The following is a 25,084-nucleotide window of genomic DNA, read 5'->3' on the forward strand; positions in this document are numbered from 1 at the left end:
TTCCCGGTGTACGTGAGTCACGCGCAGCAGCGGATGGACGACGTACGCCCAAGTGGTCGCGCACGGCGACTTCCCCGGTGCGGGCGTGCGGACCTGGTGGGCCGTACGTCGTCGCTGAAGACGTCGCCACCGTCGAGAAAACGCGTCCGCGTAAGGTGATTGACCGGTGCCGACATGAGTGACGATCCCGTTCTCCGCCCTGCGGCATCCGGCACTCGCCGACGCTCGCGTGCTGCCGTAGCAGGTGGCCTGCGGGGCTTCAAGAGCGCCCTGGCGAGGCCGCGATCACAGACGCGGGGAGGGAAAGGTCACAGCCGTGCCCTCTGCTGCTCCTTTGTTGATCTGCCCTAGCATCCGAGCATGACGGTCCTGCCTGACGACGGGCTCTCCCTGGCCGCCGAGTTCCCGGAAGCGACACATGAGCAGTGGCAGCACCTCGTAGAGGGCGTCCTGCGCAAGTCGGGCAAGGAAGTCTCGGGAGACGCCGCGGAGAACGCCCTGTCCACGCTGTTGGAGGACGGGCTCCCCACCCGCCCCCTGTACACCGCGCGCGACGCCGCGCCCGACCCCGGCCTGCCCGGCTTCGCCCCGTTCGTACGCGGCGGCCGGCCCGAAGGCAACACCACGGGAGGCTGGGACGTACGCCAGCGGCACGCGGCGGCCGACGGCAGCGCCGTCCTGACCGACCTGGAGAACGGCGTCACCTCGCTGTGGCTGGCCGTCGGCGACTTCGGCATCCCGGTCTCCTCGCTCACCTCGGTGCTCGACGGCGTGTACCTCGACCTGGCGCCGGTGGTTCTCGAAGCGGGCACCGAAGTGGAGCCCGCCGCACGGGAGTTGCTGCGCGTCGTCGAGGAACGGGGCGTGGCGCCGGAGGCGGTGCGCGGCAACCTGGGCGCCGATCCGCTGGGGCACGAGGCCCGCACCGGGCAGTCGTACGACATGGCGCAGGTGGCCGGGCTCGCCCGGCAGTGCACGGACGCCTACCCGGGCCTGCGCGCGCTGACCGTGGACGCGCTGCCGTACCACGAGGCGGGCGGTTCGGCGGCTCAGGAGCTGGGCTGCTCGCTGGCGACCGGCGTGGCGTACCTGCGGGATCTGACCGAGGCCGGGCTGAGCGTCGCTGAGGCGTGCGCCCAGCTGGAGTTCCGGTACTCGGCGACCGCCGACCAGTTCCTGACCGTGGCCAAACTGCGCGCGGCCCGCCGGCTGTGGTCGCGGGTCGCCGAGGTGTGCGGGGCTCCGGGGCAGCAGGTGCAGCACGCCGTCACCTCCACGGTGATGATGACGCCGCGCGACCCGTGGGTGAACATGCTGCGCGCGACGGTGGCCACGCTGGCCGCCGGGGTGGGCGGCGCCGACGCGGTGACCGTGCTGCCGTTCGATCACGTGCTGGGCCTGCCGGACGCGTTCGCGCGCCGGATCGCCCGCAACACCTCCACGATCCTCATCGAGGAGTCGCACCTGTCCCGGGTGATCGACCCGGCTGGCGGCTCCTGGTACGTGGAGCGGCTCACCGACGAACTCGCCCACGCGGGCTGGGAGTTCTTCCAGGGCATCGAGAAGGCCGGCGGTCAGGCCGCCGCGCTGCGTTCGGGAATGGTCGGCGAGCGGCTGGCCGAGACCTGGTCCGTGCGCAGCGCGAAGCTCGCGGGGCGCCGCGAACCGGTCACCGGGGTCAGCGAGTTCCCGCATCTGGCCGAGAAGCCGGTGGTGCGCGAGCCCGCGCCCGAGCCGCCGTCCGGCGGGCTGCCGCGGGTGCGGCGCGACGAGGCGTTCGAGGCGCTGCGCGCCCGATCCGACGCCCACCTCGCGGCGACCGGCTCCCGGCCGCGGGTGTATCTGGCCGCGCTCGGCCCGGCCGCCGCGCACACCGCCCGGCTCACCTTCGCCTCCAACCTCTTCCAGGCGGGCGGCATCGAGCCCGTCACCGAGGGTTCCTTCGCGGACAGCGGGGCGCGTGAGGTCTGCCTGTGCTCCAGCGACGCGCTGTACGAGGAGCAGGCGGACTCCGTCGCCGCCGAACTGCGGGCGGCGGGCGCCGAGCACGTGTTCCTCGCCGGCCGCCCCGGGCAGTACTCCGGAGTCGACAGCTACGTCTTCGCGGGCTGCGACGCCGTCGCCGTGCTCGCCGCCACCCTCGACCGCATGGGAGCGTCGTGATGTCCGTCCCCGACTTCTCCGGGATCGAACTCGGGGTGCCGGCCGCCGACGGCGGCCCCGACGAGTGGCGTACCGCCGTGAAGAAGGCCGCCGACGGCGACGACCTGCTCTGGGAGACCCCGGAGGGCATCACGGTCAAGCCGCTCTACACCGGGCAGGACCTGGAGGGCCTGGACTTCCTGGGCACGTACCCGGGCATGGCCCCGTATCTGCGCGGCCCGTACCCGACGATGTACGTCAACCAGCCCTGGACGATCCGCCAGTACGCGGGCTTCTCCACCGCCGAGGAGTCCAACGCCTTCTACCGGCGCAACCTGGCGGCCGGTCAGAAGGGCCTGTCGGTCGCCTTCGACCTGCCCACGCACCGCGGCTACGACAGCGACCACCCTCGGGTGACCGGTGACGTCGGCATGGCGGGCGTGGCGATCGACTCGATCTACGACATGCGTCAGCTCTTCGACGGCATCCCGCTGGACAAGATGACCGTGTCGATGACGATGAACGGCGCCGTGCTGCCGGTGCTGGCGCTCTACATCGTCCCCGCCGAGGAACAGGGCGTGCCGCCCGAGAAGTTGGCCGGGACCATCCAGAACGACATCCTCAAGGAGTTCATGGTCCGCAACACCTACATCTATCCGCCGAAGCCGTCGATGCGGATCATCTCCGACATCTTCGCCTTCACCTCGCAGCGGATGCCCCGCTACAACTCCATCTCCATCTCCGGGTACCACATCCAGGAGGCGGGGGCGACGGCCGACCTGGAGCTGGCGTACACGCTCGCGGACGGCGTGGAGTACATCCGCGCGGGCCGTGAAGCGGGCCTGGACGTGGACGCGTTCGCGCCTCGCCTGTCCTTCTTCTGGGCGATCGGCATGAACTTCTTCATGGAGATCGCCAAGCTGCGCGCGGCCCGCCTGCTGTGGGCGAAGCTGGTGAAGCAGTTCGACCCGCAGAACTCCAAGTCGCTGTCCCTGCGCACCCATTCGCAGACCTCGGGCTGGTCGCTGACCGCGCAGGACGTGTTCAACAACGTCACGCGCACCTGCGTCGAGGCGATGGCGGCCACCCAGGGCCACACCCAGTCACTGCACACCAACGCCCTCGACGAGGCGCTCGCGCTGCCCACCGACTTCTCCGCGCGGATCGCCCGCAACACGCAGCTGCTGATGCAGCAGGAGTCCGGCACGACCCGGGTCATCGACCCGTGGGGCGGCAGCGCGTACGTGGAGAAGCTGACGTACGACCTCGCGCGCCGCGCCTGGCAGCACATCCAGGAGGTCGAGGCGGCGGGCGGCATGGCCAAGGCGATCGACGCGGGCATCCCCAAGCTGCGCATCGAAGAGGCCGCGGCCCGCACCCAGGCCCGCATCGACTCCGGGCGCCAGCCGGTGATCGGCGTCAACAAGTACCGGGTGGAGAACGACGAGGCGATCGACGTCCTCAAGGTCGACAACTCCTCCGTGCGCGCCCAGCAGATCGAGAAGCTGCGCCGACTGCGCGAGGAGCGGGACGAGCGGGCGTGCCAGGACTCGCTGGACGCGCTCACCCGGGCCGCCGGGGGCGAGGGCAACCTGCTGGAACTGGCGGTGAACGCGGCCCGCGCGAAGGCCACGGTCGGGGAGATCTCCGACGCTCTGGAGAAGGTGTACGGCCGGCACGCGAGCCAGATCCGTACGATCTCCGGTGTGTACCGCAACGAAGCAGGCGAGTCCCCGAACGTGGACCGCACCCGCACCCTGGTGGACGCCTTCGCGGACGCCGAGGGCCGGCGCCCGCGCATCCTGGTCGCCAAGATGGGCCAGGACGGCCACGACCGCGGCCAGAAGGTGATCGCCACCGCCTTCGCCGACCTCGGCTTCGACGTGGACGTCGGCCCGCTGTTCCAGACGCCCGCGGAGGTGGCCCGTCAGGCGGTCGAGGCGGACGTGCACATCGTGGGCGTGTCCTCGCTCGCCGCCGGTCACCTCACGCTCGTACCGGCGCTGCGGGAGGAACTGGCGGCGGAGGGCCGCGAGGACATCATGATCGTGGTCGGCGGGGTGATCCCGCCCCAGGACGTGCCCACGCTCCTGGAGATGGGCGCGGCCGCGGTGTTCCCGCCGGGGACGGTGATCCCGGATGCGGCGTACGACCTGGTCAAGCGGCTTTCGGCCGACCTCGGGCATGAGCTGTGATCGATCTTGACACCTATGTGAAGGGCGTACTGGACGGCAAGCGGGCGCTCGTCGCCCGCGCGATCACCCTCGTGGAGTCGACCCGTCCGCAACACCGCGCCCTGGCGCAGAAGTTGCTGACCGAGCTGCTGCCGCACAGCGGCAGGGCTCGGCGGATCGGCGTCAGTGGGGTGCCGGGCGTGGGCAAGTCGACGTTCATCGACGCGTTCGGCACGATGCTGACCGGGCTCGGGCATCGGGTGGCCGTGCTGGCCGTCGATCCGTCGTCGAGCCGTACGGGCGGTTCGATCCTCGGCGACAAGACGCGGATGGAACGGCTGGCCGTCGACCCGGCGGCCTTCGTGCGGCCCTCCCCCACCGCGGGGACACTCGGCGGGGTCGCGAAGGCCACGCGTGAGTCCATCGTCGTGATGGAGGCCGCCGGTTACGACGTGGTGCTGGTCGAGACGGTCGGCGTGGGACAGTCGGAGACGGCCGTGGCGAACATGGTCGACACGTTTTTGCTGCTCACGCTTGCCCGCACCGGCGACCAGCTGCAGGGCATCAAGAAGGGTGTCCTGGAGCTGGCCGACGTGATCGCCGTGAACAAGGCGGACGGCCCGCACGAGCGTGACGCCCGCGCCGCCGCGCGCGAACTGGCGGGCGCGCTGCGGCTGATGCACGGCAGGGACGCGTTCTGGACGCCGCCGGTGCTCAGTTGCAGCGCGCGCGAGTCGGCCGGCCTCGACGTGCTCTGGGAGCGGGTGGAGCAGCACCGCACCCTGCTGGACTCCGCCGGGCGGCTCGCAGCCAGACGGCGGGACCAACAGGTCGACTGGACCTGGACCATGGTCCGCGACGAACTCCTGGACCGCCTGCACGCCGACCCCACGGTACGGGCGCTGGCCCCCGACCTGGAACGGCGGGTCAGAGAGGGCGAGTTGACGGCGACGCTGGCGGCGGAACGGATTCTGGGGGCGTTCGGCGGGGAGAGCGACACGAGCCCGTCCTGACCGACCGATGCCCTCCAGAGCCACCTCGTGGTAGTCCCACACCGGAACGTGGTCCGTGAACCCGTACAGCGCCCACGCCTGCCCGCGTGACCAGCACGACGTGGCGCTGTCCTCCTGACCGCCGGTGCCGCGCAGGCAGCCCTCGACTTCACTGCTTGGCGCCGAAGTCCTGGGTCCACCATGGGCCGCCCGCACCGTCATGGATGCCGACGCCGATGTCCTTGAACGAGCAGTTGAGGATGTTGGCGCGGTGGCCTGGGCTGTTCATCCAGGCGTCCATCACCGCCTCCGGGGTCTGCTGGCCCTGGGCGATGTTCTCGCCGTACGTGGACCAGGTGTAGCCCGCGGCGGTGATGCGCTGCCCGGGGTCGGCGCCATCCGGGTTGGTGTGGTCGAAGAAGTCGCGGGCGTCCATGTCCTCGGAGTGGCCCAGTGCGGCCTGGTTCAGCTGCGGGTCCTCGTCGAGGGGACCGCAGCCGGCGTTTGCCCGTTCCTTGTTCACCAGGGCGACCACCTGCGCGACGGCGCCCGTCGGGGACGGCTGTGCCAGTGGGGTGCTGGACGCGCTCCGAGTCGGCCGAGTGGATGGTGAGGGAGTCGGCACGCTCTTCCTGGTCGGGCGTGGGGTCTTGGAGGGGCTCGGCTTCTTCGATGGTGATGCGGACGGGGACGGGGACTTCGAGACGGGCGGGGAGGTCTCGACGAGGCTGGGTTCCGCGAGGTCCACCGAGGGAGCGCCGGCGGTCCGTACGGCGGTCGCCTCCTCCTTCCCCGTCCCGGGATCCGTGTCGAAGTACCACAGCCCGCCCCCTGCCACGCAGGCCGCCACGACGGCACCTCCGACTGCTCGGCGGCGGATGCGCCGGCGTCGACGGGCCTCACTGCGGGAGGTGGCCCGGCCGCGCCCGCCGCCCTGTCCGGATCCCCGGCCCGATCTGCCCCGGCCGCCCGACGCGGGCAGCCGGGACGCCGAGCCGGCCATGGCCATCCCGCCGGAGGCCGAGAGCACCCTCTCCACCAGGGCGGGCGCCGCGGCGACCAGCGCCAGACCGGCCAGCAGCCCCTCCGCGGGCATCAACCCGCTCCACAATCCTGAGCAATGCGCGCAACCACGGGCATGCCGGGCTATTCGCTTGCGCCACAGCGCCGAGGGTCGACCGTCCCAGGGCACCAGCACACCCCGCAGTTCCTCGCAGCGTGGCCGGGCGTCGAGCGCCCGCACCACCACGCGGGCCGCCTCCAGTTGCGCCTTCATCCGCTGCACCCGGACCGCCGTGTGCTGCGGCGACAGCTCCAGGGCCTCGGCCACCTCGGACCGGGTCAGCTCACCGGCGCACTCCAGCCACCAGAGCGACAACAGGCCCCGGTCGTCGGGCTCCAGCCAGCGGGTCGCCCGTGCGGTCTCCTGTCTCTGCCCGGACAACTGGAGCTGGACCATCGTCAGGTCCACGAAGTCGGCACCCGGATCCGCGAGGTCCTGGGCCTCCTCGACGGCGCCCGGGGCCGACTGCCGAGCGTGCCAGTGCGCCCGTACCTGGTTCATCGCGATGGCCACGAGCCAGGAGCGGAAGCTCTCGGGGTCACGCAGTCCGCCCAGCGCGTCGAGGGCACGGAGCATGGTGTCCTGCACCACGTCGTCGACGTCGACCGAGCCGTTCAGAGCCCGGCCCACGACGTTGTAGACCAGCGGAAGGTAGGAGCTGACCAGGGCGTCCTGAGCCTTCGGATCGCCGTTCCGGGCAGCGACCACCAGCCCCGCCGACTCCCTCGTGCGCTCTGTACTCATCAAAAACTTCCCTGTCCTCGACGCCGAACGATGCTGTCCGATACATGGGGGATCGATCGGTGGGCCCGGGATAACAGTTCTTCGGACGCATGTTCCACGAGAGACTCACGGGCCCGGTCGGGCGGCGCAATGGGGAAAGTCACATCGAGGGGGCTGAGCGTTTCGACGCGTCGACATCGGACTTCCGGCCTGTCCGCGTACGCCCCTCCTCGTCACACTTCGCGTCCTATGTCGGTGACGCCACGTCTCGTGGGTCACGGCCCGCTTCTCGCTCATCGGCGGGCGGCTCACGTCGCCACACCGCGAGCCAGGTGGCGTCACGGCCGCGCCAGTCGTGAGCGATCCGCGTGCCTCCCATGAGGGAACCCGAGCGGCCAAAAGGGGCGGCTGTCGGGATCTCCGGCGCCGCCTCCGGCACCAACACCTTCGCCACCCTGACCGGCATGGCCCGCGGGAACGACACCAGTCACGCCGACATCGTCGTGTTCACCCTCGCCGAGGGCGACGAGCAACAGACCGTCAAGCAGCTGGAGAAGCTGCGTCGACAGGGGGCTGGCCGCGGCAGGAGATCCTGGACAAGATCCGGGCCCCGCTCACCTCATGACCGACACCGTCACGCCCCGCCGACCTCGCGGAGCCCGCGCGCCCCGGTTGCGTCGCGTGCTCGGGCTTCCGGATACTCGCGGCCACGACCCGTTCCTCACCGGCAACCCTCATCGACTCCCTCGGCAACGGCATGGTCCTGCCGCTCGGCCTGCTCTGCTTCACGACCCCGCGCGATCTGCCCCTCGCCGCCGTAGGAGCTGCCGTGACCGTGGGCCAGTTGACCGCCCTGCCCGTCGCCTTCGCCGCCGGCCGGTTCATGGACCGGCACGGCCCGAAGCACCTCAGCGTCGCCGCCGGCGTCGTCAGCGCCGCCGGATTTCTCTCCTTCCTCCTCGCCGAGCGCCCTTGGCAGATCGCCGACGCCTCCTTCTGGTGCAGTCCGGCATCAACGCCTACTACACGGCCCAGCGCACGCTGATCCTGCATGCCGCACCGGCCGCGGAGACGCGCGGTCCGCATCGGCGTCGGCGTCGGGGCGCTGCCGGCGGCCGGCGCGCTCGCCTGTTCGGCACGAACGTCCTGACGTGGCTCGTCGCTGCACGCCGGGATGAAGGCCATCGAGGCCAAGCGCCTGCGCGGTGCGCGTGTCAGCGGGCTGTACGCCCTGTATGACACGCGCACGGGCGCCTCACCCGCGACGACGCTCTCAGCCTCGTACGAGATGGATCCGGTACGTCCGCGTCCGTGCCCCGTCCTCACTGGTCACGGAGACGACCGCCGCCGCCCCGCCGGGCTCATCGAGACGGTCGACGGCGACAGTGGCGTAGGGATCGCGTGCCGTCGCCGTGACGCGGCTGCGGCTCGGGGCGTCGGTGACGACCCGGTAGCCGGTCGTGTCCGGGTCGAAGGAGGGGATCGCCTTTCCGGACACCTCGACGGACGCGGCGGCGGCATCCGAGGAGACCCCGGGGCTCTTGGCGTACACCTCGATCTCGCTCATGGTGAGGTAGCCGCCCTGACGCGCGGTCATGACGACGCGTACCTCCGACGCCGGTCCCGTCTCCAACGGGACGTCGACCACCGGCGTGCCCTCGGCGCCGACCGCCACGGGGTCGCTCGCGTCGACCCACGTACCGGTACCGGACGCCCGTATCTGCACCTTCAGGCTCTCGGGGAGGGAGGCGCTGCTCCCGTCCCGGTAGAAGTGCGCGACGACCCGGTTCAGGTCACGTGGCTTCGGCAGCGTGAAGGTGACGGAGTCGGAGGGGTTCTTGGTGTTCCCCGGTTTCCAGTTGGACCATGCCTTCTCGGACAGGTCGCCGTTGCGCAGGCGCTCCGCGGAGTACCCGCTCTCGGTGAAGGTGGCGTCGACCGAGACGCCGTCGTCCGCGGCGATGTTGGTCTCCACCGGTTCCGTGACCTGCACGCGCACGGCCGCGTCGACCGTGTCGCCGCCCACGACCTGGGCGACGCCGCGCAGTGTCACTACGCCGGTCGCGTCGAACGCCCCGTCGGATGCCGGGGCCCAGGTCACCGGAAGGTCGGCCCGGCCGCCGTTCCGGCCGATCCCCACGACCGTGGCCGGAAGGTCCGGTAGGCCGCCCACGTAGGTCTTGGCGCGTCCCGGAAGGGTCGAGGCGATCGTGTCGACGGTGACGACCGCGAGCGCGGGGATCCTCCGTCCGAGGGGGTCGGTCGCCTCGCCCCTGACCCGCACCGTCCCGGGGTCACGCCACTTCCGGTCCGGCGGAAGGTTCCACACGACGGGCAGCGCGCCCCGGGCGCCGTCCCTGAATACCGGCGTCACCGTCGTCGGCAGCTCGGGCCGCAGGCCGGGGACGGTGAACGTCTCGGCCGGTTTGGTGCGCAGAACGGTCTCGTCGGTCACCTCCCAGCGCTGGTTCGCCGCCGACGTCGGGGTGTACGTGGACACCTTGGCGCCGTCCGTGGTCGACTGCCCGGCGACGTCGGCCAGGCGGCCGGTGGCGGCGTTGACGAACGTCCATGTGCCGTCGCCGGTCGTCGACATGATCCACTGCGCGGCTTCGGGTACCCGGCCGCCTTCCGGCTCCTCCAGGACGGCTTGATTGTCGCGTACGGCGAGCCGCTTGCCGGTCTTGGCGCTGGTGAGGGCGTAGCGCTCGCGGTTGTCGGTGCCGCGCGTCAACTGCCGGACGGACCAGAGCTGTTCCGCGCTGTCGGCGTCGGTCGTACGGATGACGACGCCGTTGCCGTCGTCCGACGGCGCCAGCGACTTGCCGCTCTGGGCCCCCTGGAGCCGGTAGACATGCCCGGGCTGCACGAGGGCGGCATCGCGCGCCACGCCGCCGACGCCCTCGACCAGGAAGGTCGTGACCGACTTCGCGGGGACGGTGAGCGTGGCGGACCGGCCGGTCACCCGGACCGTTGTGCCGCGCACCAGGGCGCCGTCGCTGCTCGTGACCACGGGAGTGACGGTGGCCCGCGGTGAGACCTTGCCGAAGCGCGAGAGATCGAGGGTCACCGGTCGCGCGGAGGCGCCGCCGTTCACATGCACCACGGTCGCCGTACGGCCGTTCCGCTGCACCGCGGCGACGCTCGACGGGTCGTCGACCTTCACGAAGTGATCGCCGGGACGGATGTAGTGGGTGAAGTTCCGGATGGTGTGGAACTTGGAGTTGGCCCGGACCGGACACGTCTCCAGGGTGTCCTCGGCCGTGCAGTTGAACGGCACGTGGATGCTGCCCCAGTTCTTGCCCGCCGCGGCCTGCGGTATCGCGTCCTCGACCGGCTGCCAGAACACCCAGGCCGCGGGCTCCAGTTCACGCATGTCGTCGACCATCCGGGTGGCGATGCCGAGCCCCGGCTCCATGCTGGTGAAGTCGGTGCCGGTGCCCCAGGTGCCCTCGACCTCGCTCATCCACAGCTTCTTGTCCGCGCCCTTGGCGATGTCGCGTGCGCTGGTACGCCGGCCCGTGCCGTAGGTGTGCACGTTGAGCTGGTCGACGGCGGCGCGGGCGGGGGTGTCGTAGGCGTTCCAGTTCTCGGTGAAGATGCCGGGGTTGGTCTCGTCCATCGCGGAGATCTCGGCGCCGGTCCGGGCGCCTTCGAGCGCCTTGTCCAGGGCGAGGACGACCTTCTGCTGGAGTTCGGGGCCCGCGTGCGCGCCCTCCTGACGCCCGCCCGTGGGCCGGCCGTCCGCTCCGAGCTGGGTGCCCCAGTAGGGCGTGTTGGGTTCGTTGAGCGGGTCGATGGTGTCGAACTCGATGCCGTGCGCCTGCTCCAGACGCTCACTCACCCGCACCAGGTAGGTGGCGAAGTCGTCCACGCGGTCGGCGCGGATCTGGTCGGCGCTCGCGTCGAAGCCGCCGGAGACGTAACCGCTGACGGTCTGGAACCAGGGCGGTGAGTTGCTGAACGCCTCCCAGCGGGTGACCTTGTCCTTGACCTGGTCCACCCACCACCGCTGGCCGGCGTCGGCGTCCCAGTTCCAGTGGTCCGGGTTGTTCGGGTCCCACCAGTCCATGTCCTGCCGGGTGGTCCCCTCGGGGGCCTTCCAGAAGCCCTCCATGGTGGCGCCCGCCTTCATGTAGTCCTTGCGGACGTCGGGGGCGTTGCCGCCGCCGATGTTGTACCGGGCGATGTTGAGGCGGAGACCGTCCACACCGAACAGCATGTCCACGAGCCGTCTTCGAATGGGTTCCGGGTAGTTGCCCGTCGCGTTGGCGAACCAGACGAGGCTCGTGCCCCAGCCCTCGAACTCCTGCTGTCGGTAGGAGGGGTCGATCCGTACGGTGACCGCGCTCTGAGGTGCCGGGTCCGCCGCGCTCGCCACGGGCGCGGCGACGACGAGACTCGCGCCGAGCGTCAGAGGAACCGTCGACGCCAGGGCCCGGACGATGCGATGCCGTTGGGGCACGGCACTCCCTTCCACAACACAGAGCTGAACAGAACCGAACAGAAGGAATCGCGCTCAGGGCATGCTCGGTGACGGTAATGACCTCGTCAAGATGGCGGACGAGTTGGGGCTGCACGTGGGGGTTTGGCGATGTCGTTGACATGCTCAAGGCATCTCATTAATCTCCGGGAAACTCGGGAAAGCGCTTTCCGCCTACCGCCCGGCTGCCGTGCCCGTCCGTGTTTTCGCACGACCGAACAAGATCCGCCCCTCACCTCGGGAGGAACAGCATGAGGTCGTCGTCACGCGCCGCACGCGGCGTCACCGCTCTCACGCTCGCCCTGCTGCTCGGCGCGATGACGATGCCGTCCGGCACCGCCGCCGAGGAGCTGCCGGCACCTTCGGCGGAGACATCCCCCACCGGCTTCGCCGCCGTCGACGCGCTCGGCCGGAACGGCACCACCGGCGGAGCCGGCGGCCCGACGGTGATCGCCACCACCACCGAGCAGTTCCTGGAGTACATCGACACGACCGGCCCGCTGGTGATCCGCGTCCAGGGCACCATCGACATCACCAGCAAGCAGGGCGTTCGGCCCGACAAGACCATCGTCGGCGTCGGCTCCTCCGCCGTCGTCAACGGCGGTGGCCTGGACTTCTACCGCTCCCACAACGTCATCGTCCGCAACATCAGGTTCACGGGCGCCGAGGACGACGCCGTCAACGTGGGCCAGGAGTCGCACCACATCTGGATCGACCACAACGAGTTCGTCGCCCCGGTCGACGGGGCGGTCGACATCGTGCGTGGCTCCCAGTACGTCACCGTGTCCTGGAACTGGTTCAACAAGACCGACAAGAGCATGCTGCTCGGTCACTCCGACGCCAACAGCGGCCAGGACACCGGCAAGTTGAAGGTCTCCATCCACCACAACTTCTTCGACGGGTCGCGACAGCGGCATCCGCGGGTGCGGTTCGGTGAACCGGTGCACGTCTACAACAACTACTACAAGGGCAACGCCCTTTACGGCGTCGCGTCGACCATGAACGCGGGCGTGCTGGTCGAGGGCAACTACTTCGACGCCGTCCCCCATCCCTGCTACTCGGCCAGTGGCTACGACGGGTCGGGACCGGGCCGACTGGTCCAGCGCGACAACGTCTTCGCCGGCGCCGGGACCGGTGCCTGCGAGACCAACGGCACCGTGACCGAGCCGCGCACCTACTACGCCTACACGCTGGATCCCGCGACCGACGTGCCCTCCCTCGTACGAGCCGGAGCCGGAGTCGGGAAGATCGACACCTGAACTTCCGTCGCCCCCCAAAGAAAGCGCGACGGTTCTCTCCCCCCACACAGGAGGACCTCCCCATGAGTGCACGACGAGCCCCGATGCCGACTCCCCGCGCGCCCATACCCTGGCGCAGCAGGGCGGTCATGGCCGCGCTGGCAGCCGCCCTGCTGGCGGGCCCGGGCATCGCGCAGGCCACGCCGCAGACCGCCGCACCGGCAGCCCGGGCAGAGGTGTCTGCGGCGGCCACCATCACCTGGACCCTCGAACGGGCCGGCAACCCCACCGAGGACCAGCGCACGGCCTACGACCTCATCACCAAGGCCATGAACGCCGCGGTGGCCCGCTACAACAACCTCAGCGACCTCGGCAAGACCATCACCGTCCGCTACGACCCGGGCGTGCCCACCGCCGACGGCAACATCAACGGGACCATCCGCTTCGGCAACCGCAGCTACATGAACGAGCGGACCGCGCTGCACGAGATCGCCCACACCATCGGCGTGGGGACGAGCTCGGGCTGGTCCCGCCTGGGCGGCAGCGGCACCTGGACCGGTGCTCAGGCCACGGCGCTGGTCAGGCAGTTCGACGGCGGGAGCGCCAAAATCTCCACCGGCGGTGGCCACTTCTGGCCGTACGGCCTGAACTACGACAACGAGTTCTCGAACACGGCGGCCGACCGCCACGTCCAGATCGTCGCCGCGATGGTGCGCGACGGCCTGTGATCCGCGGTGTTGGTGCCCGGCAGTGCCCGGGCACCAACCCTCCCGGCAGATCCCTACGGCGTCGGAGAGCCCCGCCCTCCCGCGTTACCGGGGCATGCGCGTGCCCGCGCCACTGACCCGGACCTTCGGGTCTGCGGCGTGCAGGGTCACGGTCAGCACGCCCGGCCTGCCCATGTCCTCCCCCTGGTGCAGAGTGAGCACCGACTCCGCGGGCACCAGGGCGAGTTCCCGCGCGTACGCCCCGAAGGCGGCGGCTGCGGCGCCGGTGGCCGGGTCCTCCACGACGCCGCCGATCGGGAAGGGGTCGCGGACGTGGAAGACGGTGTCCGCGGCACGCCACACCAATTGCACGGTCGTCAGGTCCAGCTTCCGCATCAAGGCGGCGAGGCGCTCGAAGTCGTACGACAGGTCAGCGAGCCGTTCCCGGCTGCCGGCCCCCAGCACCAGATGCCGGGCGCCGGCGAAGGCGATGCGGGGCGGCAGCAGCGGGTCGAGGTCGGCCGACGGCCAGCCCAGCGCTGCCAGCGCCTCGGCCAGTTCCTCCGCGGCGATCTCTTCGACACGGGGCTCCACGCTCGTCAATGTCGCCCGGAGCGTGCCGTCGGCCTCAGCGGCGACGGTCACCGGCACCGTACCCACACGGGTGGCGAAGACCAGGTCGCCCGGACCGATCCGCTCGGCCAAGGCAACGGAGGCGGCGACGGTGGCATGGCCGCAGAAGGGCACCTCCGCCTGAGGACTGAAGTATCGAATGGTGAAGGCCCGCCCGGGCTCCCCGCCCGGTTCCTCCAGTTCCTCGGGCGGACCGGTCAGGAACGCGGACTCGCTGTATCCCAACTTGGCGGCGATCGCCAGCATCTCGGCGTCGTCGAGGCCCGAGGCGTCCAGGACGACGCCCGCCGGGTTGCCGCCGTCGGGGTGGGACGAGAACGCGGTGTAGTGCAGCACATCGGGGACGCCGTCGGCACGCTCGTTGATCTCCATGCCGTACGACAACCAACGCGCCGGCACACCGATTCCCGGTCTCGGAACACGGTAGCGACACCGGTTCCGGCCGCGAGGCCACAGCATGGGCACCGCTTCCCGCAGCGCCGGCAACCGTTTCGAGGCATCCCCACTCCGGCGCGGTCGAGCGTCCGGAGCCGAGAATCCGGAGTTCTTCATGCGCCTTCGTCCCGCTCTCCGCCGTACCCGCGTCTGCGCCCTGGCCGCAGGGCTCGCAGCGGCAGGCGCGCTGGCTCTCACGACACCCGCTTCGGCCGCGGCCCAGGCCGACGTCACCGCCACACTCCCCGTCACGATCACCGACGGGGACTCGGTCATGACCCAGACCGCAGGCGTCTACACCTGCCACAGCGACTTCACCGTCGGCCGGGCGAAGGACATCTCCGTCACCGTGCCCGCCGGCCAGTGGGTCCAGGTCTTCAGCAGTCACGGCTGCTACGACGCCCTCAACATCAGCGGCGCCACCATCGAGACCGACGGACAGGTCATCGACTTCACGTTGTGACCGCCGCCGCCCCTGGGCATGCCGGGAGCCGGCGCGGCACCGTACGGTCGGTCAGTTCTCCTGGAGCACGGAGAGAACGTTCCCCGCGGGGTCGGTGAACCACGCGATCGCCGCGGGGCCGCCGTTGCCGACCCGGACGATGCCCTTCTCGTCATGGTCGAATCCGGCGTAGCGCTCAAGGGTCACGCCACGTCGCTCCAGTTCGCCGACCGCCGCCTCGATGTCGTCCACGGGGAAGTTGAGAATCGTGAACGTCGCGGGGGTGTGCTGCTCCTTGGGGTAGACGAAGACCCGCGCGCCGCTGCCGAGCTTGACGAGCAGCATCCGCATCTCCCCCTCGCCGGTCTCCTCCACCTCAAGGCCGAGAACCTCACCGTAGAACCGGCGGGCCTCGCCGAGGTCATCGACCGAGAAGCCGCTGAACGCCTGCGATTGTCCGAGCATGCCGTGTGTCTCCTTCACGCGTGAGCCGTCCTGACCTCTCAGGGCACACCACGCGCACCGAAGCCGGACGCACGCCGCGCGGGCGGCGTCCGGTTGGTCGTGCGTCCTTCACCCGCACGAAGCCATGCCGCATCTCAAGCAGTTCGCCCGTCTTGGCGTTGCGGATGACGACGCATCAGGTGCAGGTCCTCGCCCCAGGCATCCAGCACCGCGCCGTGTCCGGCCCGCCGTGCCGTTGCCTCGACGTGGGCGAAGAGGCGGCGCTGGGTGGATACGTCGCCTGTTCCTGAGATGCGGTCCACAGCGTCGAGCAGCGTACCGGTGTCCCAGCCGGGCAGCGGGAACCGGGCGAGCTCCCACTCCAGGTATTTGTTGTAGGGGCGGGGACGGCGGTCGAGAGCGAAGAGCAGCTCCAGGAGAAACCGGACGCTGTCGGCGGCGTCGAGCCGGGACGCGAGCGCGTGTCCGTCGCGGTCGTTCTTGACCGAGCGGTACAGGGAGTTGGCGTAGGCGTCGAGCCACGCACCCGCGTCCCGGAAGGCCTCATCGGCGTCGAGCCGTGCCTTGTCGGCCACGATCTCGGCGATTCCGCCGTCGAGCCGGTCGAGCACGATGCGGGCGCGGGCAAGGGCGTACCGCTCGAAGCCCGGCATTCCGGCGGCGCGGAACTCGTCGAGGGAGACGATGACGAGGTCGAGTTCTGCTGTGCGGTGCCCCGTGAACCGGGTGAGGGTCGTTGCCGCGCCGTCGGCGAGGACGACGTACATGTCGTGGTCGGAGTGGTCGGTGGTCATGCCGTCGTGGGCCCGGGAACCTTTGAGGACCAAACCGACGACAGCTGAGTCAGCGGTGGCGAGTTCGATGAACGCGTCATAGGTGAGGGGCTGCTGAGCAGTCATTGCGTGATCTCCGGTGGAGTGATGACGGATATGCCGACCGGGCGGCCCCTGCTGAAGGGGTCGCCCGGCACCGTCTGCGGCGGGGCTCGGCCACCGCCCGGAAGATCAACGCACGTGTGGACTCTACCGCCGGGCCGCCCGCGAGGTCTCGCTTTCGGTCGGCCTTGAGCGCGGTCAGTACACCGAGATCGTGACCGGGACTCCCCCGTCGGCACCGTTCGTCACCGCGACCGCCCCCGCCCCCGCCCCGGCCGGGACCGCGACGGCATGCTCAAGGCTGTCGTCAGGTCGCCTGCGGCTGCAGGAAGCGGGCCAGTAGGTCGTCCAGAGTCACCATGCCGGTGAGCCGGCCCGTTTCGTCACGGACCACGGCGAGCGAGGACCGGCGCCGGCGCAGCAGGTCGATCGCGTCGGCCACCGTGGTGTCCTCGGTCAGCTCGGGTACGGGGCGGGCCAGCGAGCGGGCGTCGGCGGCGCGTCCTTGGGCGCGGGCGACCATGACGTCGCGTGCGTGCACCGAGCCGACGACGGTGCCGTGATCGCGGACCAGGAGCCGGGTGCGGTCACTGTCGGCGGCCAGGCGGAGGATCGCTTCGGCGGGTGCGTCCGCGTCGACCGAGGAGATGTCGGCGGGCGGCACCTGGAGGTCGCGCACCGGGGTCTCGGGCTCCGTCAGCGAACGGGTCAGCAGCTCCGAGTCCGTCTCACTGATCAGGCCGAGCCGCTCGGACTCCTCGACCAGGTGGGTGAGCTGCTCGCGGTTGTGGACCGAGGCCAGCTCGGCGCGCGGGGTGACCTTGCACAGCCGTACCAAGGCGTTGCTCATCTTGTCGAGTACCCGGATCAGCGGCCGTACGGCCTTCACCACGCCCCGGAAGGCAGGCGCGAGCAGTATCGCGGAACGCTCGGGATGGGCGATCGCCCAGGACTTGGGTGCCATCTCGCCGAGCACCATGTGCAGGAAGACCACGACGATCATGGCGACGGCGAACGCGACGCCGTAGCTGAGGGCGCTGGGCAGGCCCAAGTCGTGCAGCAGCGGGTCGAGTTCGTGCGAGATCGCGGGCTTGGACACCGAGCCCAGGCCCAGCGTGCACACGGTGATGGCCAGCTGGGCGCCGGCCAGCATGAGCGACAGCTCGCGCATCCCTGCCACGGCAGCCTTGGCGCCGCGCGCGCCCTGTGCCGCGGCCTTTTCCATGCGGTGTCGTTTCGCGGCGACCAGCGCGAACTCGGCGGCGACGAAGAAGCCGCTGCCGATCAGCAGCAGCACGGTGACGAAGAGCGCCATCGGGAAACTCATGTCTGTTCCTCTTCCTGCGCCTTCTCGGCCACCAGGCGCTGGACCCGCACCCGCTCGGGCACGTGCCGGTCGAGGGTGCGTACGTCGATCGCCACGCTGCCGCCGTCGGCGAGCGCGACCGTGAGGCGGTCACCGATGGCGGGAAAGCGGCCGAGGCGGTCGACGATCAGGCCGGCCACGGTGTCGTAGTCCTCCTCCTCGGGCAGTTCGATGCCGGTCGCGTCGGCCACCTCGTCCAGGCGGCGACCGGCGTCCACCAGCCAGCCCTCGCCGTCCGCGACGGCGATGTGGGTGATGGTGTCGGACTCGTCGGCGATGTCGCCCACGAGTTCCTCGGCGATGTCCTCGTAGGTGACGATGCCCGCCACGCCGCCGTGCTCGTCCAGGACCACGGCGAACTCGTCGTCCCGCTCCCGCATCTGCTCCACGGCGTCCGGCAGGGGCAGCGTGTCGGGCAGCAGCAGCGGGCGACGGGCCGCCGCACCGGCGGTGGTGGCCGTCAGCACGTCGGCGGACAGGGCCATCAGCTCGCGTACCCCGAGCACACCCGCGACGTCGTCCGGATGGTCGCCGAGGACCGGGTAGTTGGAGTGGCCGTGCTTGGCGATCAGGTCGATCGCCTCGGCGGCGGTGGCGTCCTTGCGGACGAAGACCGCGTCGGCGCGCGGCACCATCACCTCGTCCAGCGTGCGGTCGGAGAACTCCAGGGCGTGGTCGAGCAGTTCGGCGGTCTCGCGTGGGAGCTGCCCCTGTTCGTGGGACTCGCCGATCAGGTGGCCCAGTTCCTCCAGGGTGGCGCCGTGGTGCAGCTCCTCGACCGGCTCGATGCCGACCTTGCGCAGCAGCCGGTTCGCCGCCCCGTCGAAGATCCGCACCACCGGTCCGACGACCTTCAGGTACGCCAGTGTGGAGGCGGCCAGCGACTTCGCCAGCCGTTCCGGGACGGCGATGGCGAGGTTCTTCGGGGCCAACTCGCCCAGCACCATCTGCACGACCGTGGCCAGCACGAAGGCGAGCACGACGGAGATACCGCCCACGGCGGCGTCGGGGATGCCGAGGCCGGACAGGGCGGGTTCGAGCAGTGCGGACACCGACGGCTCGGCGATGAACCCGACGACCAGGCCGGTCACGGTGATGCCGAGCTGGGCGCCCGAGAGCATGAACGACAGCCGCTCCAGCACCTTCAGGGCACGGGCGGCCTTCCGGTCCCCGGCCTCGGCCTCCCGGGCGAGGGCGAGTCGGTCGGCGGAGACGTACGCGAATTCCTGGGCGACGAAGTAGCCGGTGCCCGCGGTCAGGACGAAGACGGCCAGCAGGCCGAGTACGGAATTCAACGGCGTGCCGATCGGGGGTCCGTCGATCTGGCGGACACGTAGTGGCTCCTTGTGTCAGGTGTTCCTCCGGTCAACGATTGTGGCCGAAACGGAGTTCCCGACCCCGCAGGGCATACGCCATCCGTGGTTCTGTCGCGCGGCGGAAGACCCGCTGGACGGCAGGGGCGCACAGCGCGGTCATGATCGCTGCCGCGACCAGTGTGACGGTGATCTCACCGGCGGGTTGCCGGATCCAGGCGGAGTCGTACCAGCCCCAGTACTTGGCTCCCTGGGCAATGAAGCCGTGCAGCAGGAAGCCGCACAGCGTGCCGGCGCCCAGCACGGTGAACCAGGTCCGGCGCCCGGGCACCCAGGCGAGGAAGCAGGCGACCAGGACGAGCGAGCAGCCGAAGGTGGCCAGTGTCATCACGGGGCCGTACCAGTCGGGCGCGGCGAGTTCCTCGGCGCTCTCGCTGTGGAAGAACCAGGCGTAGTTCATCCGCGGGACCGCCCAGTACGCGACCGCGAGGGCACAGACGAGGAGCGGCAGGGCCAGGATGCGCGCCGCACGGCGGCGGACCAGCCGGAAGTGCTCCGGCTTCAGCAGCAGTCCGAGCACGAAGTACGGCAGGAACTGCAGGACACGCTGCAGGCCGAGGTCGTCGCCGATGGACGGCGAGAGGGTGGCGAGCATCGCGACGCCGAGAGCGAGCGGCAGCGGCCACCGCACGAGCCGCCAGAGGGGGACCGTCAGCCGCCAGATGAACAGCGCCGCCAGGAACCAGGTCAGGTACAGGGGGTCCAGCAGGCTGATCGGCCGGTCGGGATCCTGGCTGGTCCACCGGGTGAAGAGGGTGTACGCCACCTCGAAGACCACATAGGGAAGCGCCACACCGGTCAGCAGGCGTCCGATCTTCCGCGGTTCCGCCTCGAAGCCCCGCGAGAAGTAGCCCGCGATCACGGCGAACGCCGGCATGTGGAAGGCGTACACGAGGAGGTACAGCGCGGTGACGGCCCGGCTTCCCTCCCGCAACGGCTCCCACGCGTGGCCGACCGCCACCAGCACGATCGCCAGGTACTTGGCGTTGTCGAGGAAGGGGTCACGCTGACCGGGTCGTCTCGCCCCTGCTCCTGCGGGCGGCAACGGCTGCTGCTGTCGCTGCGGTGCGCGTGTGACGGTGGGTGCGGGTGTGGCGTCGGCGGACATCGCCAGCACCCTAAGCACACCTGCGCACGCCGGTTCAACCGCGCTGTGTGCGAACGCACACGTATAAGCCACTCCGCGGAGGCGCACCCAGGGCGCCCTCGGGGCCGGTGACCGGGAAGCGGAAGTGGCCCGCGGCGGCCGCCACGCGCTCCAGCAACTGCTAACTTCTACATTGCTGTAGAAGTTGCGGTCGTCCGGTCCGGGCGGCCGCGATGCCCCCTACCCCCGTTTGGAGTTCTCATGGCCCTGTGGGACCGCATCAAGGAGTCCGCATCGACGATGCAGACCCAGCTGGTGGCGAAGAAGAACGACCTCAAGAGCGGCGCCTTCCGCGACGCGAGCATGGCCATGTGCGCGCTCGTCGCCGCCGCGGACGGCACCGTCGACCCTTCCGAGCGGCAGCGCGTGGCCCAACTGATCGCGACCAACGAGGTGTTGCAGAACTTCCCCGCCGACGACCTGCGCCGCCGCTTCGAGGAGAACCTGGACCGGCTCACCACCGACTTCGACTTCGGCAAGGTGAGCGTGATGCAGGAGATCGCCAAGGCGAAGAAGAAGCCCGCCGAGGCGCGTGCCGTCATCCAGATCGGCATCGTCATCGGAGGGGCTGACGGGGACTTCGACAAGGACGAGCAGGCCGTCGTTCGCGAGGCGTGCTACGCGCTCGACCTCCCGCCGCACGAGTTCGACCTCTGACCGGTCGACGTCCCGGGTGCCGGGCGGACGCGAGCGGCGTCCGCCCGGCACGGCCGGTCAGCGTATGCCGTCGGGGTCGAGGTCCTTGCCGACGACCAGGGTGACCACACCCGCAGCGGCATCCGAGGCCTGCGTGGCCCGGGCTTCGGGCAGCCGGGCGGCGAGCGCCTCGGCCGACTTCTCCAGGCCCGCCGGGTAGGTGACGGTCGTGGTGCCGGTGTCCTGCGGGGCGTTGCCGGTGCCGACGACGGTGACGCCGGCCTCGCGGAGCTGCTCGGCGACGGTGGCGGCCCGCCCTGCGATGCCGGTGCCGTTGAGGACCTGGACGCGCACGGAGGAGGCGTACACGGGGTCCTTCGCGTCCGCCTCCATCTGCTTCTTGTCGATCTCCTTGTCCTTGGCCAGGGAGATGAACAGGTCGGCGGCATGCGGGTACTGCCAGGCGACGTTGGCCTTGTCGGTGGCCACGTCGGCCTCCCGCGGGTAGTTGGGCACGGTGAGGAACGTCAGGCGCTCGCTCGGGATCGACTTGAGCTCCGACGCGAGTCCGTACAGCGGCTTGATGCCGGCCAGGTCGGGGTCCGTGGTCAGGGACTTGGTGCCGGACCGCAGGAAGCCGTAGAGCGACTTCGGGCTGGTCAGCCTGGACTTCGCCTTCTCGACCAGAGCGTTCATGAACTCCTGCTGGCGTCCGATGCGTCCGATGTCGGAGCCGTCACCGACGCCGTAGCGGACCCGCACATAGCCGAGCGCCTTCTCGCCCTCGACGGTCTGACAGCCGGCCTCCATGTCCAGGCGGGCCTTCTTGGAGTGGATGGCCTGCTCGGGGCAGACCTCGATGCCGTCCAGGGCGTCGACCATGCCCTTGAAGCCCTGGAAGTCGACGGACATGAAGTGGTCGATGCGCAGGCCCGTGTTGGCCTCGACCGTCTTGATGGAGCAGGCGGCGGCCCCGGCGACCTCGCCACTGATGCCGCCGAGCGCGAAGGCCTCGTTGATCTTGGCGTGGTGCGGGGCGGAGTCGCTCCCGTCGCCCTTGTCGCAGGCCGGTATCTCCACCCAGGAGTCACGCGGGAACGACACGACCGCGGCCCACTTCCGGTTCGCGGGGACGTGCAGCACCATCAGCGTGTCCGACTGCATGGTGGTCAGGTCCTTGCCGTACTCGGCGTTGGCCCCGTCGCGGCTGTCGGAGCCGACGACCAGGATGTTCTTCGAGCCGGGGCTGAGGTTGACGGGACGGTCACCGCCGATCTTGTCGTCGACGTCGGCGGATTTGATGTTGTCGTTGAGGTCCTGGTAGACCCAGGCGCCCACCCCGGCGATGCCGAGCACGACGACCGAGGTCACCCCCGCACCCCACGCCAGGATCCGCCCCCGCCGGGTCAGCCCGGTCTTCCCCGCGCCGGCCGTCATACGCCGGCGTTTCCCCGTTCCGCTCATCCGCGCCCCCTCTGTAGATGTACGGCCGTAAGGCCCGGACCCCTCACCATGACCAGACCACGATCTTCGCAACATCAGTTGCCTGAACCGAACGAATACGCGAAATTCTCGGGAGAACCGCTGGTGACCAGCGAGCGCCCCTCGTTCAAAGGGGCGTCGCCGCGCGCAGGATGAGGACCATCGTCACCGCCGAGTTCGCGGACGACATCGCCGACACGGCCGTCCCCACGGCCGCGCACCACGCCGCCAGACCCACCGACGTGAACAGCGACGGCCAGCGCCGTACCGGCGGAGCGGGACCGAGCAGCGCGGCCACCCGGCGCGGCACCGGCCCCGGCGCCGCGAAGCCGGCAAGCGTCGCGACCGGAGTACCCCGGGAGACGAGCGCCGCCTTGCCGATCGCGCGCGCCACCGTTCGGCGGCTGCCGACCGCCCGGGCCGCCTCTTCGTCCGCCCAGCGTTCCGCGGTGTAGGACACCGCTGTACGCAGCGGGCGCAGGAACGGATTGGCCCGGGCGGCGAGTTGGACGGCGAGCAGGAAGCGGTGGTGCCGCGCGGCCAGATGGGACCGCTCATGGGCGAACAGCGCACGGCGTTCGGCGGGTTCGAGACGGTCCAGCAGCGCCGTGGTCACCACCACGCGATCGCGACGGCCGCCAGGCAGCGCGTATGCGTACGGCACCTCGTCGGGGAGTACGGCTACTCCCGTGCCCGGCAGTCCGGCCAGCGCGCGGTGGGCTCGGCGGCGCACCCGGCCGTGCCGCCACAGGGTACGGGCGCAGGCCACGACCACCGCGCACAGCGCCGGAATCGCCGCCTTGCCGACGACCTCGTCATACGGCACCGCCGCACGCACCTCGGGGTCGGACCAGCCGTCGGGCAGCGGGTTGCCGGGCAGTTGAGCGGTGCCCACCACCATCACCAGGCCCAGGCACACCGTGCTGCACATCGCCATCACCACGGCCACGCCGGTCAGCAGCCGCGTCGCGGTGCGGGGATGCAGGTGCTGCTCGGCCAGGCGCGCGATCGGCCATGCCGTGAGCGGCAGGACCAGCGGCAGAAAGACGAAAACCCCCATGAGGCGTCAGTCTTCCCCTTCGCTTCGGGACTCGCCCAGCAGTTCGCGCAGCAGCCGCTCGTCGTCCGGACCCAGGCCCGTGACGAAGCTGGCCAGTACGGCTTCCCGGTCGCTCTCGGCGTCCAGCACCTTGCGCATCCGGTGCGCCGCGAGGCCCGCCTGGTCCGACGCCGACGTCCAGGCGAAGGACCGGCCCGCTCGCTCCCGGGTCACCGCGCCCTTGGCCAGCAGCCGGGTCAGGATCGTGATCACCGTCGTGTAGGCGAGGTCCTCGCCGAGCCGCTCCTGCACCCAGCCGGCCGTCGCCGGGCCCTTGGCCTCCCGCAGCGCCGACAGGACCAGCGCCTCCAGCTCACCCTGCCCCCGGCGCCGGGAACGCTGCCGGTCATCCGCCATGCCCTGTCTCCCTTCCGCTGACCTGCTCGTCATGTGCGCTACATCGAGCGGTACATCGTAAGGAAAGCAGAGGCCACCTTCCATGATTTCGACAGTGCTGTAGATTTCAGGCCCCAGCTCATCAGAAGGACAGGGCCCTCATGTTCGGACTCAGCGAACTCGCGATCATCCTCCTCGTCGTCATAGCCGTTCTGTGCGCCAAGAAGCTTCCCGAGCTGGCCCGTTCGGCGGGGAAGTCGGCGCGCATCCTCAAGGCCGAGGCCAGGGCGATCAAGGACGAGGACGATCCGGCCGCACCCCGGGTGGTCCAGGGTGAGACCACGCGGGCCGCCCAGGCCGCCGCCCCGGACGAGTCAAGGCCCCAGGGCACACAGCAGCATCGGCAGTGACCGACCCCCTCTCCGACGTGTCGAGCGGCCGGCCTACCCGGCCCGCTCCGCGTCGGCCGTCTCGTCGACGCGTTCGGCCACCCAGGCCAGGAAGTTCTGTGCGTCGGTGGTGGGCAGTGCGGTCGCCGCGGTGCGCGAGGGACGTTCGTAGCTGCGCAGTGCGGCGTTCAGGAGAGGCCAAAAGCGTTCCTCGGACGCCGCGACCGCATGCGCCGCCCGGCGCTTGGGCTGCCAGCGGCCCGTACGGCAGAACTGCACGGAGCGGCAGCCGTTGAGGACTCGGTTGTCCGCGAGGTGCCCTTCGCCGGCGGTGTGCTCATGGACCGAGGCGCGGATCGCGGCGAGCACGTCGGCGCGGGCGGGTTCGGCGATCACTTCCCGCGCCGGCCTGCCGTACAGCACACGCCCGGCCTGATGGGCGACGGAACGGTCGATGACGTACCAGAACGACAAGGACTCCGCCGGGTCGAGGCTGACCCGTTCGGGCAGCAGCGGGCCGGTGTTGAGGTCCAGCAGGTACCCGGCCTCGCCGGACGGCCGGGCCACGAAGTCCTCGTCGTAGACCGCCAGTTCCAGTCCCGCCGCGGGGCAGGGAAGGGCGGGGTGCGCGAGTGCGGCTGCCAGGTCGGGCAACGCCGGGCCGGTCAGCGTCCCGTCCACGACCACGGTCACGTCGGTGTCGCTGCGTCCGTGCCGGTAGTCGCCGAGCGCGACGGAGCCGACGGCGATGACGCTCACCAGGTGCGATCCGCATACGGCGTGTGCGCGGTGGACGACCTCCTGGAGGTAGGGGCGGAGTTCGGCAGGGACGGAGTGCGGGTCCACGAGAGTCCTGGTCATACGGTCAGTGTCGGCCCTTGTCC

General features: G+C 70.6%; 21 protein-coding genes. 9 read left to right on the forward strand and 12 right to left on the reverse strand.

All coding sequences use genetic code 11. The features are described from left to right. Window positions 1-360 precede the first annotated feature (360 nt). The 3 genes from AB5J49_RS02690 to meaB are packed head-to-tail and all read left to right on the forward strand — an operon-like array spanning window position 361 to window position 5,329. Window positions 361-2,163 carry a methylmalonyl-CoA mutase family protein gene (locus AB5J49_RS02690; RefSeq protein ID WP_369166852.1) on the forward strand — a complete coding sequence of 601 codons (1,803 nt, stop codon included), beginning with the start codon at window positions 361-363 and terminating at the stop codon, window positions 2,161-2,163. Beyond that, complete coding sequence (gene scpA, locus AB5J49_RS02695; protein ID WP_369166853.1) at window positions 2,163-4,337, forward strand: methylmalonyl-CoA mutase; 2,175 nt, start codon at window positions 2,163-2,165, stop codon at window positions 4,335-4,337. The genes AB5J49_RS02690 and scpA overlap by 1 nt, the downstream gene beginning before the upstream one ends. Next, on the forward strand, window positions 4,334-5,329 hold the full coding sequence (gene meaB, locus AB5J49_RS02700; protein WP_369166854.1) for a methylmalonyl Co-A mutase-associated GTPase MeaB: 996 nt from the start codon (window positions 4,334-4,336) through the stop codon (window positions 5,327-5,329). Before scpA ends, meaB begins: the two co-directional genes overlap by 4 nt. A 148-nt stretch (window positions 5,330-5,477) precedes the next feature. Here meaB and AB5J49_RS02705 read toward each other — a convergent pair whose 3' ends face one another. Beyond that, a complete protein-coding gene (locus AB5J49_RS02705) occupies window positions 5,478-7,115 on the reverse strand; it encodes a sigma-70 family RNA polymerase sigma factor (protein WP_369166855.1) in 1,638 nt (545 codons plus the stop codon). A 736-nt stretch (window positions 7,116-7,851) separates the two neighbouring features. On the opposite strand from AB5J49_RS02705, the gene AB5J49_RS02710 reads away from it, so the two are divergent. Further along, entirely contained in the window at window positions 7,852-8,139 is a 288-nt protein-coding gene (locus AB5J49_RS02710) for a hypothetical protein (protein ID WP_369166856.1), read from the forward strand. Between the two features lie 228 nt (window positions 8,140-8,367). Here the strand turns inward: AB5J49_RS02710 and AB5J49_RS02715 are convergent, their stop codons facing one another. After that, window positions 8,368-11,559 (reverse strand): glycoside hydrolase, encoded by a 3,192-nt coding sequence (locus AB5J49_RS02715; RefSeq protein WP_369166857.1) that lies wholly within the window; start codon window positions 11,557-11,559, stop codon window positions 8,368-8,370. Between the two features lie 269 nt (window positions 11,560-11,828). Between AB5J49_RS02715 and AB5J49_RS02720 the strand changes: the two genes are divergently transcribed. Both AB5J49_RS02720 and AB5J49_RS02725 read left to right on the forward strand, forming a co-directional pair. After that, window positions 11,829-12,836 carry a polysaccharide lyase family 1 protein gene (locus AB5J49_RS02720; protein WP_369166858.1) on the forward strand — a complete coding sequence of 336 codons (1,008 nt, stop codon included), beginning with the start codon at window positions 11,829-11,831 and terminating at the stop codon, window positions 12,834-12,836. Between the two features lie 128 nt (window positions 12,837-12,964). Further along, complete coding sequence (locus AB5J49_RS02725) at window positions 12,965-13,543, forward strand: hypothetical protein (protein WP_369175023.1); 579 nt, start codon at window positions 12,965-12,967, stop codon at window positions 13,541-13,543. Between the two features lie 84 nt (window positions 13,544-13,627). Here AB5J49_RS02725 and AB5J49_RS02730 read toward each other — a convergent pair whose 3' ends face one another. Continuing rightward, window positions 13,628-14,527: a PhzF family phenazine biosynthesis protein gene (locus tag AB5J49_RS02730; RefSeq protein ID WP_369175024.1), complete on the reverse strand. Its 900-nt coding sequence runs from the start codon at window positions 14,525-14,527 to the stop codon at window positions 13,628-13,630. A gap of 178 nt (window positions 14,528-14,705) precedes the next feature. Between AB5J49_RS02730 and AB5J49_RS02735 the strand changes: the two genes are divergently transcribed. Continuing rightward, complete coding sequence (locus AB5J49_RS02735) at window positions 14,706-15,053, forward strand: hypothetical protein (RefSeq protein WP_369166859.1); 348 nt, start codon at window positions 14,706-14,708, stop codon at window positions 15,051-15,053. Between the two features lie 51 nt (window positions 15,054-15,104). On the opposite strand, the gene AB5J49_RS02740 is transcribed toward AB5J49_RS02735, so the two are convergent. From AB5J49_RS02740 to AB5J49_RS02760, 5 genes are all read right to left on the reverse strand, one after another. Further along, a complete protein-coding gene (locus AB5J49_RS02740) occupies window positions 15,105-15,497 on the reverse strand; it encodes a VOC family protein (protein ID WP_369166860.1) in 393 nt (130 codons plus the stop codon). Between the two features lie 134 nt (window positions 15,498-15,631). After that, window positions 15,632-16,396, reverse strand: a complete 765-nt coding sequence (locus AB5J49_RS02745; RefSeq protein ID WP_369166861.1) for a hypothetical protein — start codon at window positions 16,394-16,396, stop codon at window positions 15,632-15,634. 283 nt (window positions 16,397-16,679) lie between these two features. Next, window positions 16,680-17,699, reverse strand: a complete 1,020-nt coding sequence (locus tag AB5J49_RS02750) for a hemolysin family protein (RefSeq protein WP_369166862.1) — start codon at window positions 17,697-17,699, stop codon at window positions 16,680-16,682. Next, entirely contained in the window at window positions 17,696-19,033 is a 1,338-nt protein-coding gene (locus tag AB5J49_RS02755; protein ID WP_369166863.1) for a hemolysin family protein, read from the reverse strand. Before AB5J49_RS02755 ends, AB5J49_RS02750 begins: the two co-directional genes overlap by 4 nt. 70 nt (window positions 19,034-19,103) lie before the next feature. Then, window positions 19,104-20,219, reverse strand: a complete 1,116-nt coding sequence (locus AB5J49_RS02760; RefSeq protein WP_369166864.1) for an acyltransferase family protein — start codon at window positions 20,217-20,219, stop codon at window positions 19,104-19,106. 240 nt (window positions 20,220-20,459) lie between these two features. On the opposite strand from AB5J49_RS02760, the gene AB5J49_RS02765 reads away from it, so the two are divergent. After that, complete coding sequence (locus AB5J49_RS02765; RefSeq protein ID WP_369166865.1) at window positions 20,460-20,915, forward strand: tellurite resistance TerB family protein; 456 nt, start codon at window positions 20,460-20,462, stop codon at window positions 20,913-20,915. 57 nt (window positions 20,916-20,972) lie between these two features. On the opposite strand, the gene AB5J49_RS02770 is transcribed toward AB5J49_RS02765, so the two are convergent. The 3 genes from AB5J49_RS02770 to AB5J49_RS02780 form a co-directional block, all read right to left on the reverse strand. Beyond that, window positions 20,973-22,358 carry an LCP family protein gene (locus tag AB5J49_RS02770; protein ID WP_369166866.1) on the reverse strand — a complete coding sequence of 462 codons (1,386 nt, stop codon included), beginning with the start codon at window positions 22,356-22,358 and terminating at the stop codon, window positions 20,973-20,975. Window positions 22,359-22,503: 145 nt separating this feature from the next. Then, entirely contained in the window at window positions 22,504-23,436 is a 933-nt protein-coding gene (locus tag AB5J49_RS02775; RefSeq protein WP_369166867.1) for a M56 family metallopeptidase, read from the reverse strand. Between the two features lie 6 nt (window positions 23,437-23,442). Then, window positions 23,443-23,832, reverse strand: coding sequence for a BlaI/MecI/CopY family transcriptional regulator (locus AB5J49_RS02780; protein ID WP_369166868.1), 390 nt, complete (start codon window positions 23,830-23,832; stop codon window positions 23,443-23,445). A gap of 140 nt (window positions 23,833-23,972) precedes the next feature. Here AB5J49_RS02780 and AB5J49_RS02785 point away from each other — a divergent pair, with 140 nt between their 5' ends. Then, window positions 23,973-24,221 (forward strand): twin-arginine translocase TatA/TatE family subunit, encoded by a 249-nt coding sequence (locus tag AB5J49_RS02785; RefSeq protein ID WP_369166869.1) that lies wholly within the window; start codon window positions 23,973-23,975, stop codon window positions 24,219-24,221. Between the two features lie 33 nt (window positions 24,222-24,254). On the opposite strand, the gene AB5J49_RS02790 is transcribed toward AB5J49_RS02785, so the two are convergent. Next, window positions 24,255-25,061, reverse strand: coding sequence for an aminoglycoside adenylyltransferase domain-containing protein (locus tag AB5J49_RS02790; protein WP_369166870.1), 807 nt, complete (start codon window positions 25,059-25,061; stop codon window positions 24,255-24,257). Between the last annotated feature and the right edge of the window lie 23 nt (window positions 25,062-25,084).

Source organism: Streptomyces sp. R28, assembly GCF_041052385.1.
Classification (GTDB): domain Bacteria; phylum Actinomycetota; class Actinomycetes; order Streptomycetales; family Streptomycetaceae; genus Streptomyces.

Bases quoted from the DNA above. Each gene is read 5' to 3' on its own strand.
- AB5J49_RS02690 (WP_369166852.1), top strand. From the start codon at position 361: ATGACGGTCCTGCCTGACGACGGGCTCTCCCTGGCCGCCGAGTTCCCG.
- scpA (WP_369166853.1), top strand. From the start codon at position 2,163: ATGTCCGTCCCCGACTTCTCCGGGATCGAACTCGGGGTGCCGGCCGCC.
- AB5J49_RS02705 (WP_369166855.1), bottom strand. From the start codon at position 7,115: ATGAGTACAGAGCGCACGAGGGAGTCGGCGGGGCTGGTGGTCGCTGCC.
- AB5J49_RS02710 (WP_369166856.1), top strand. From the start codon at position 7,852: ATGGTCCTGCCGCTCGGCCTGCTCTGCTTCACGACCCCGCGCGATCTG.
- AB5J49_RS02720 (WP_369166858.1), top strand. From the start codon at position 11,829: ATGAGGTCGTCGTCACGCGCCGCACGCGGCGTCACCGCTCTCACGCTC.
- AB5J49_RS02725 (WP_369175023.1), top strand. From the start codon at position 12,965: ATGGCCGCGCTGGCAGCCGCCCTGCTGGCGGGCCCGGGCATCGCGCAG.
- AB5J49_RS02730 (WP_369175024.1), bottom strand. From the start codon at position 14,527: ATGGAGATCAACGAGCGTGCCGACGGCGTCCCCGATGTGCTGCACTAC.
- AB5J49_RS02735 (WP_369166859.1), top strand. From the start codon at position 14,706: ATGCGCCTTCGTCCCGCTCTCCGCCGTACCCGCGTCTGCGCCCTGGCC.
- AB5J49_RS02740 (WP_369166860.1), bottom strand. From the start codon at position 15,497: ATGCTCGGACAATCGCAGGCGTTCAGCGGCTTCTCGGTCGATGACCTC.
- AB5J49_RS02745 (WP_369166861.1), bottom strand. From the start codon at position 16,396: ATGACTGCTCAGCAGCCCCTCACCTATGACGCGTTCATCGAACTCGCC.
- AB5J49_RS02750 (WP_369166862.1), bottom strand. From the start codon at position 17,699: ATGAGTTTCCCGATGGCGCTCTTCGTCACCGTGCTGCTGCTGATCGGC.
- AB5J49_RS02760 (WP_369166864.1), bottom strand. From the start codon at position 20,219: ATGTCCGCCGACGCCACACCCGCACCCACCGTCACACGCGCACCGCAG.
- AB5J49_RS02765 (WP_369166865.1), top strand. From the start codon at position 20,460: ATGGCCCTGTGGGACCGCATCAAGGAGTCCGCATCGACGATGCAGACC.
- AB5J49_RS02770 (WP_369166866.1), bottom strand. From the start codon at position 22,358: ATGAGCGGAACGGGGAAACGCCGGCGTATGACGGCCGGCGCGGGGAAG.
- AB5J49_RS02775 (WP_369166867.1), bottom strand. From the start codon at position 23,436: ATGGGGGTTTTCGTCTTTCTGCCGCTGGTCCTGCCGCTCACGGCATGG.
- AB5J49_RS02780 (WP_369166868.1), bottom strand. From the start codon at position 23,832: ATGGCGGATGACCGGCAGCGTTCCCGGCGCCGGGGGCAGGGTGAGCTG.
- AB5J49_RS02785 (WP_369166869.1), top strand. From the start codon at position 23,973: ATGTTCGGACTCAGCGAACTCGCGATCATCCTCCTCGTCGTCATAGCC.
- AB5J49_RS02790 (WP_369166870.1), bottom strand. From the start codon at position 25,061: ATGACCAGGACTCTCGTGGACCCGCACTCCGTCCCTGCCGAACTCCGC.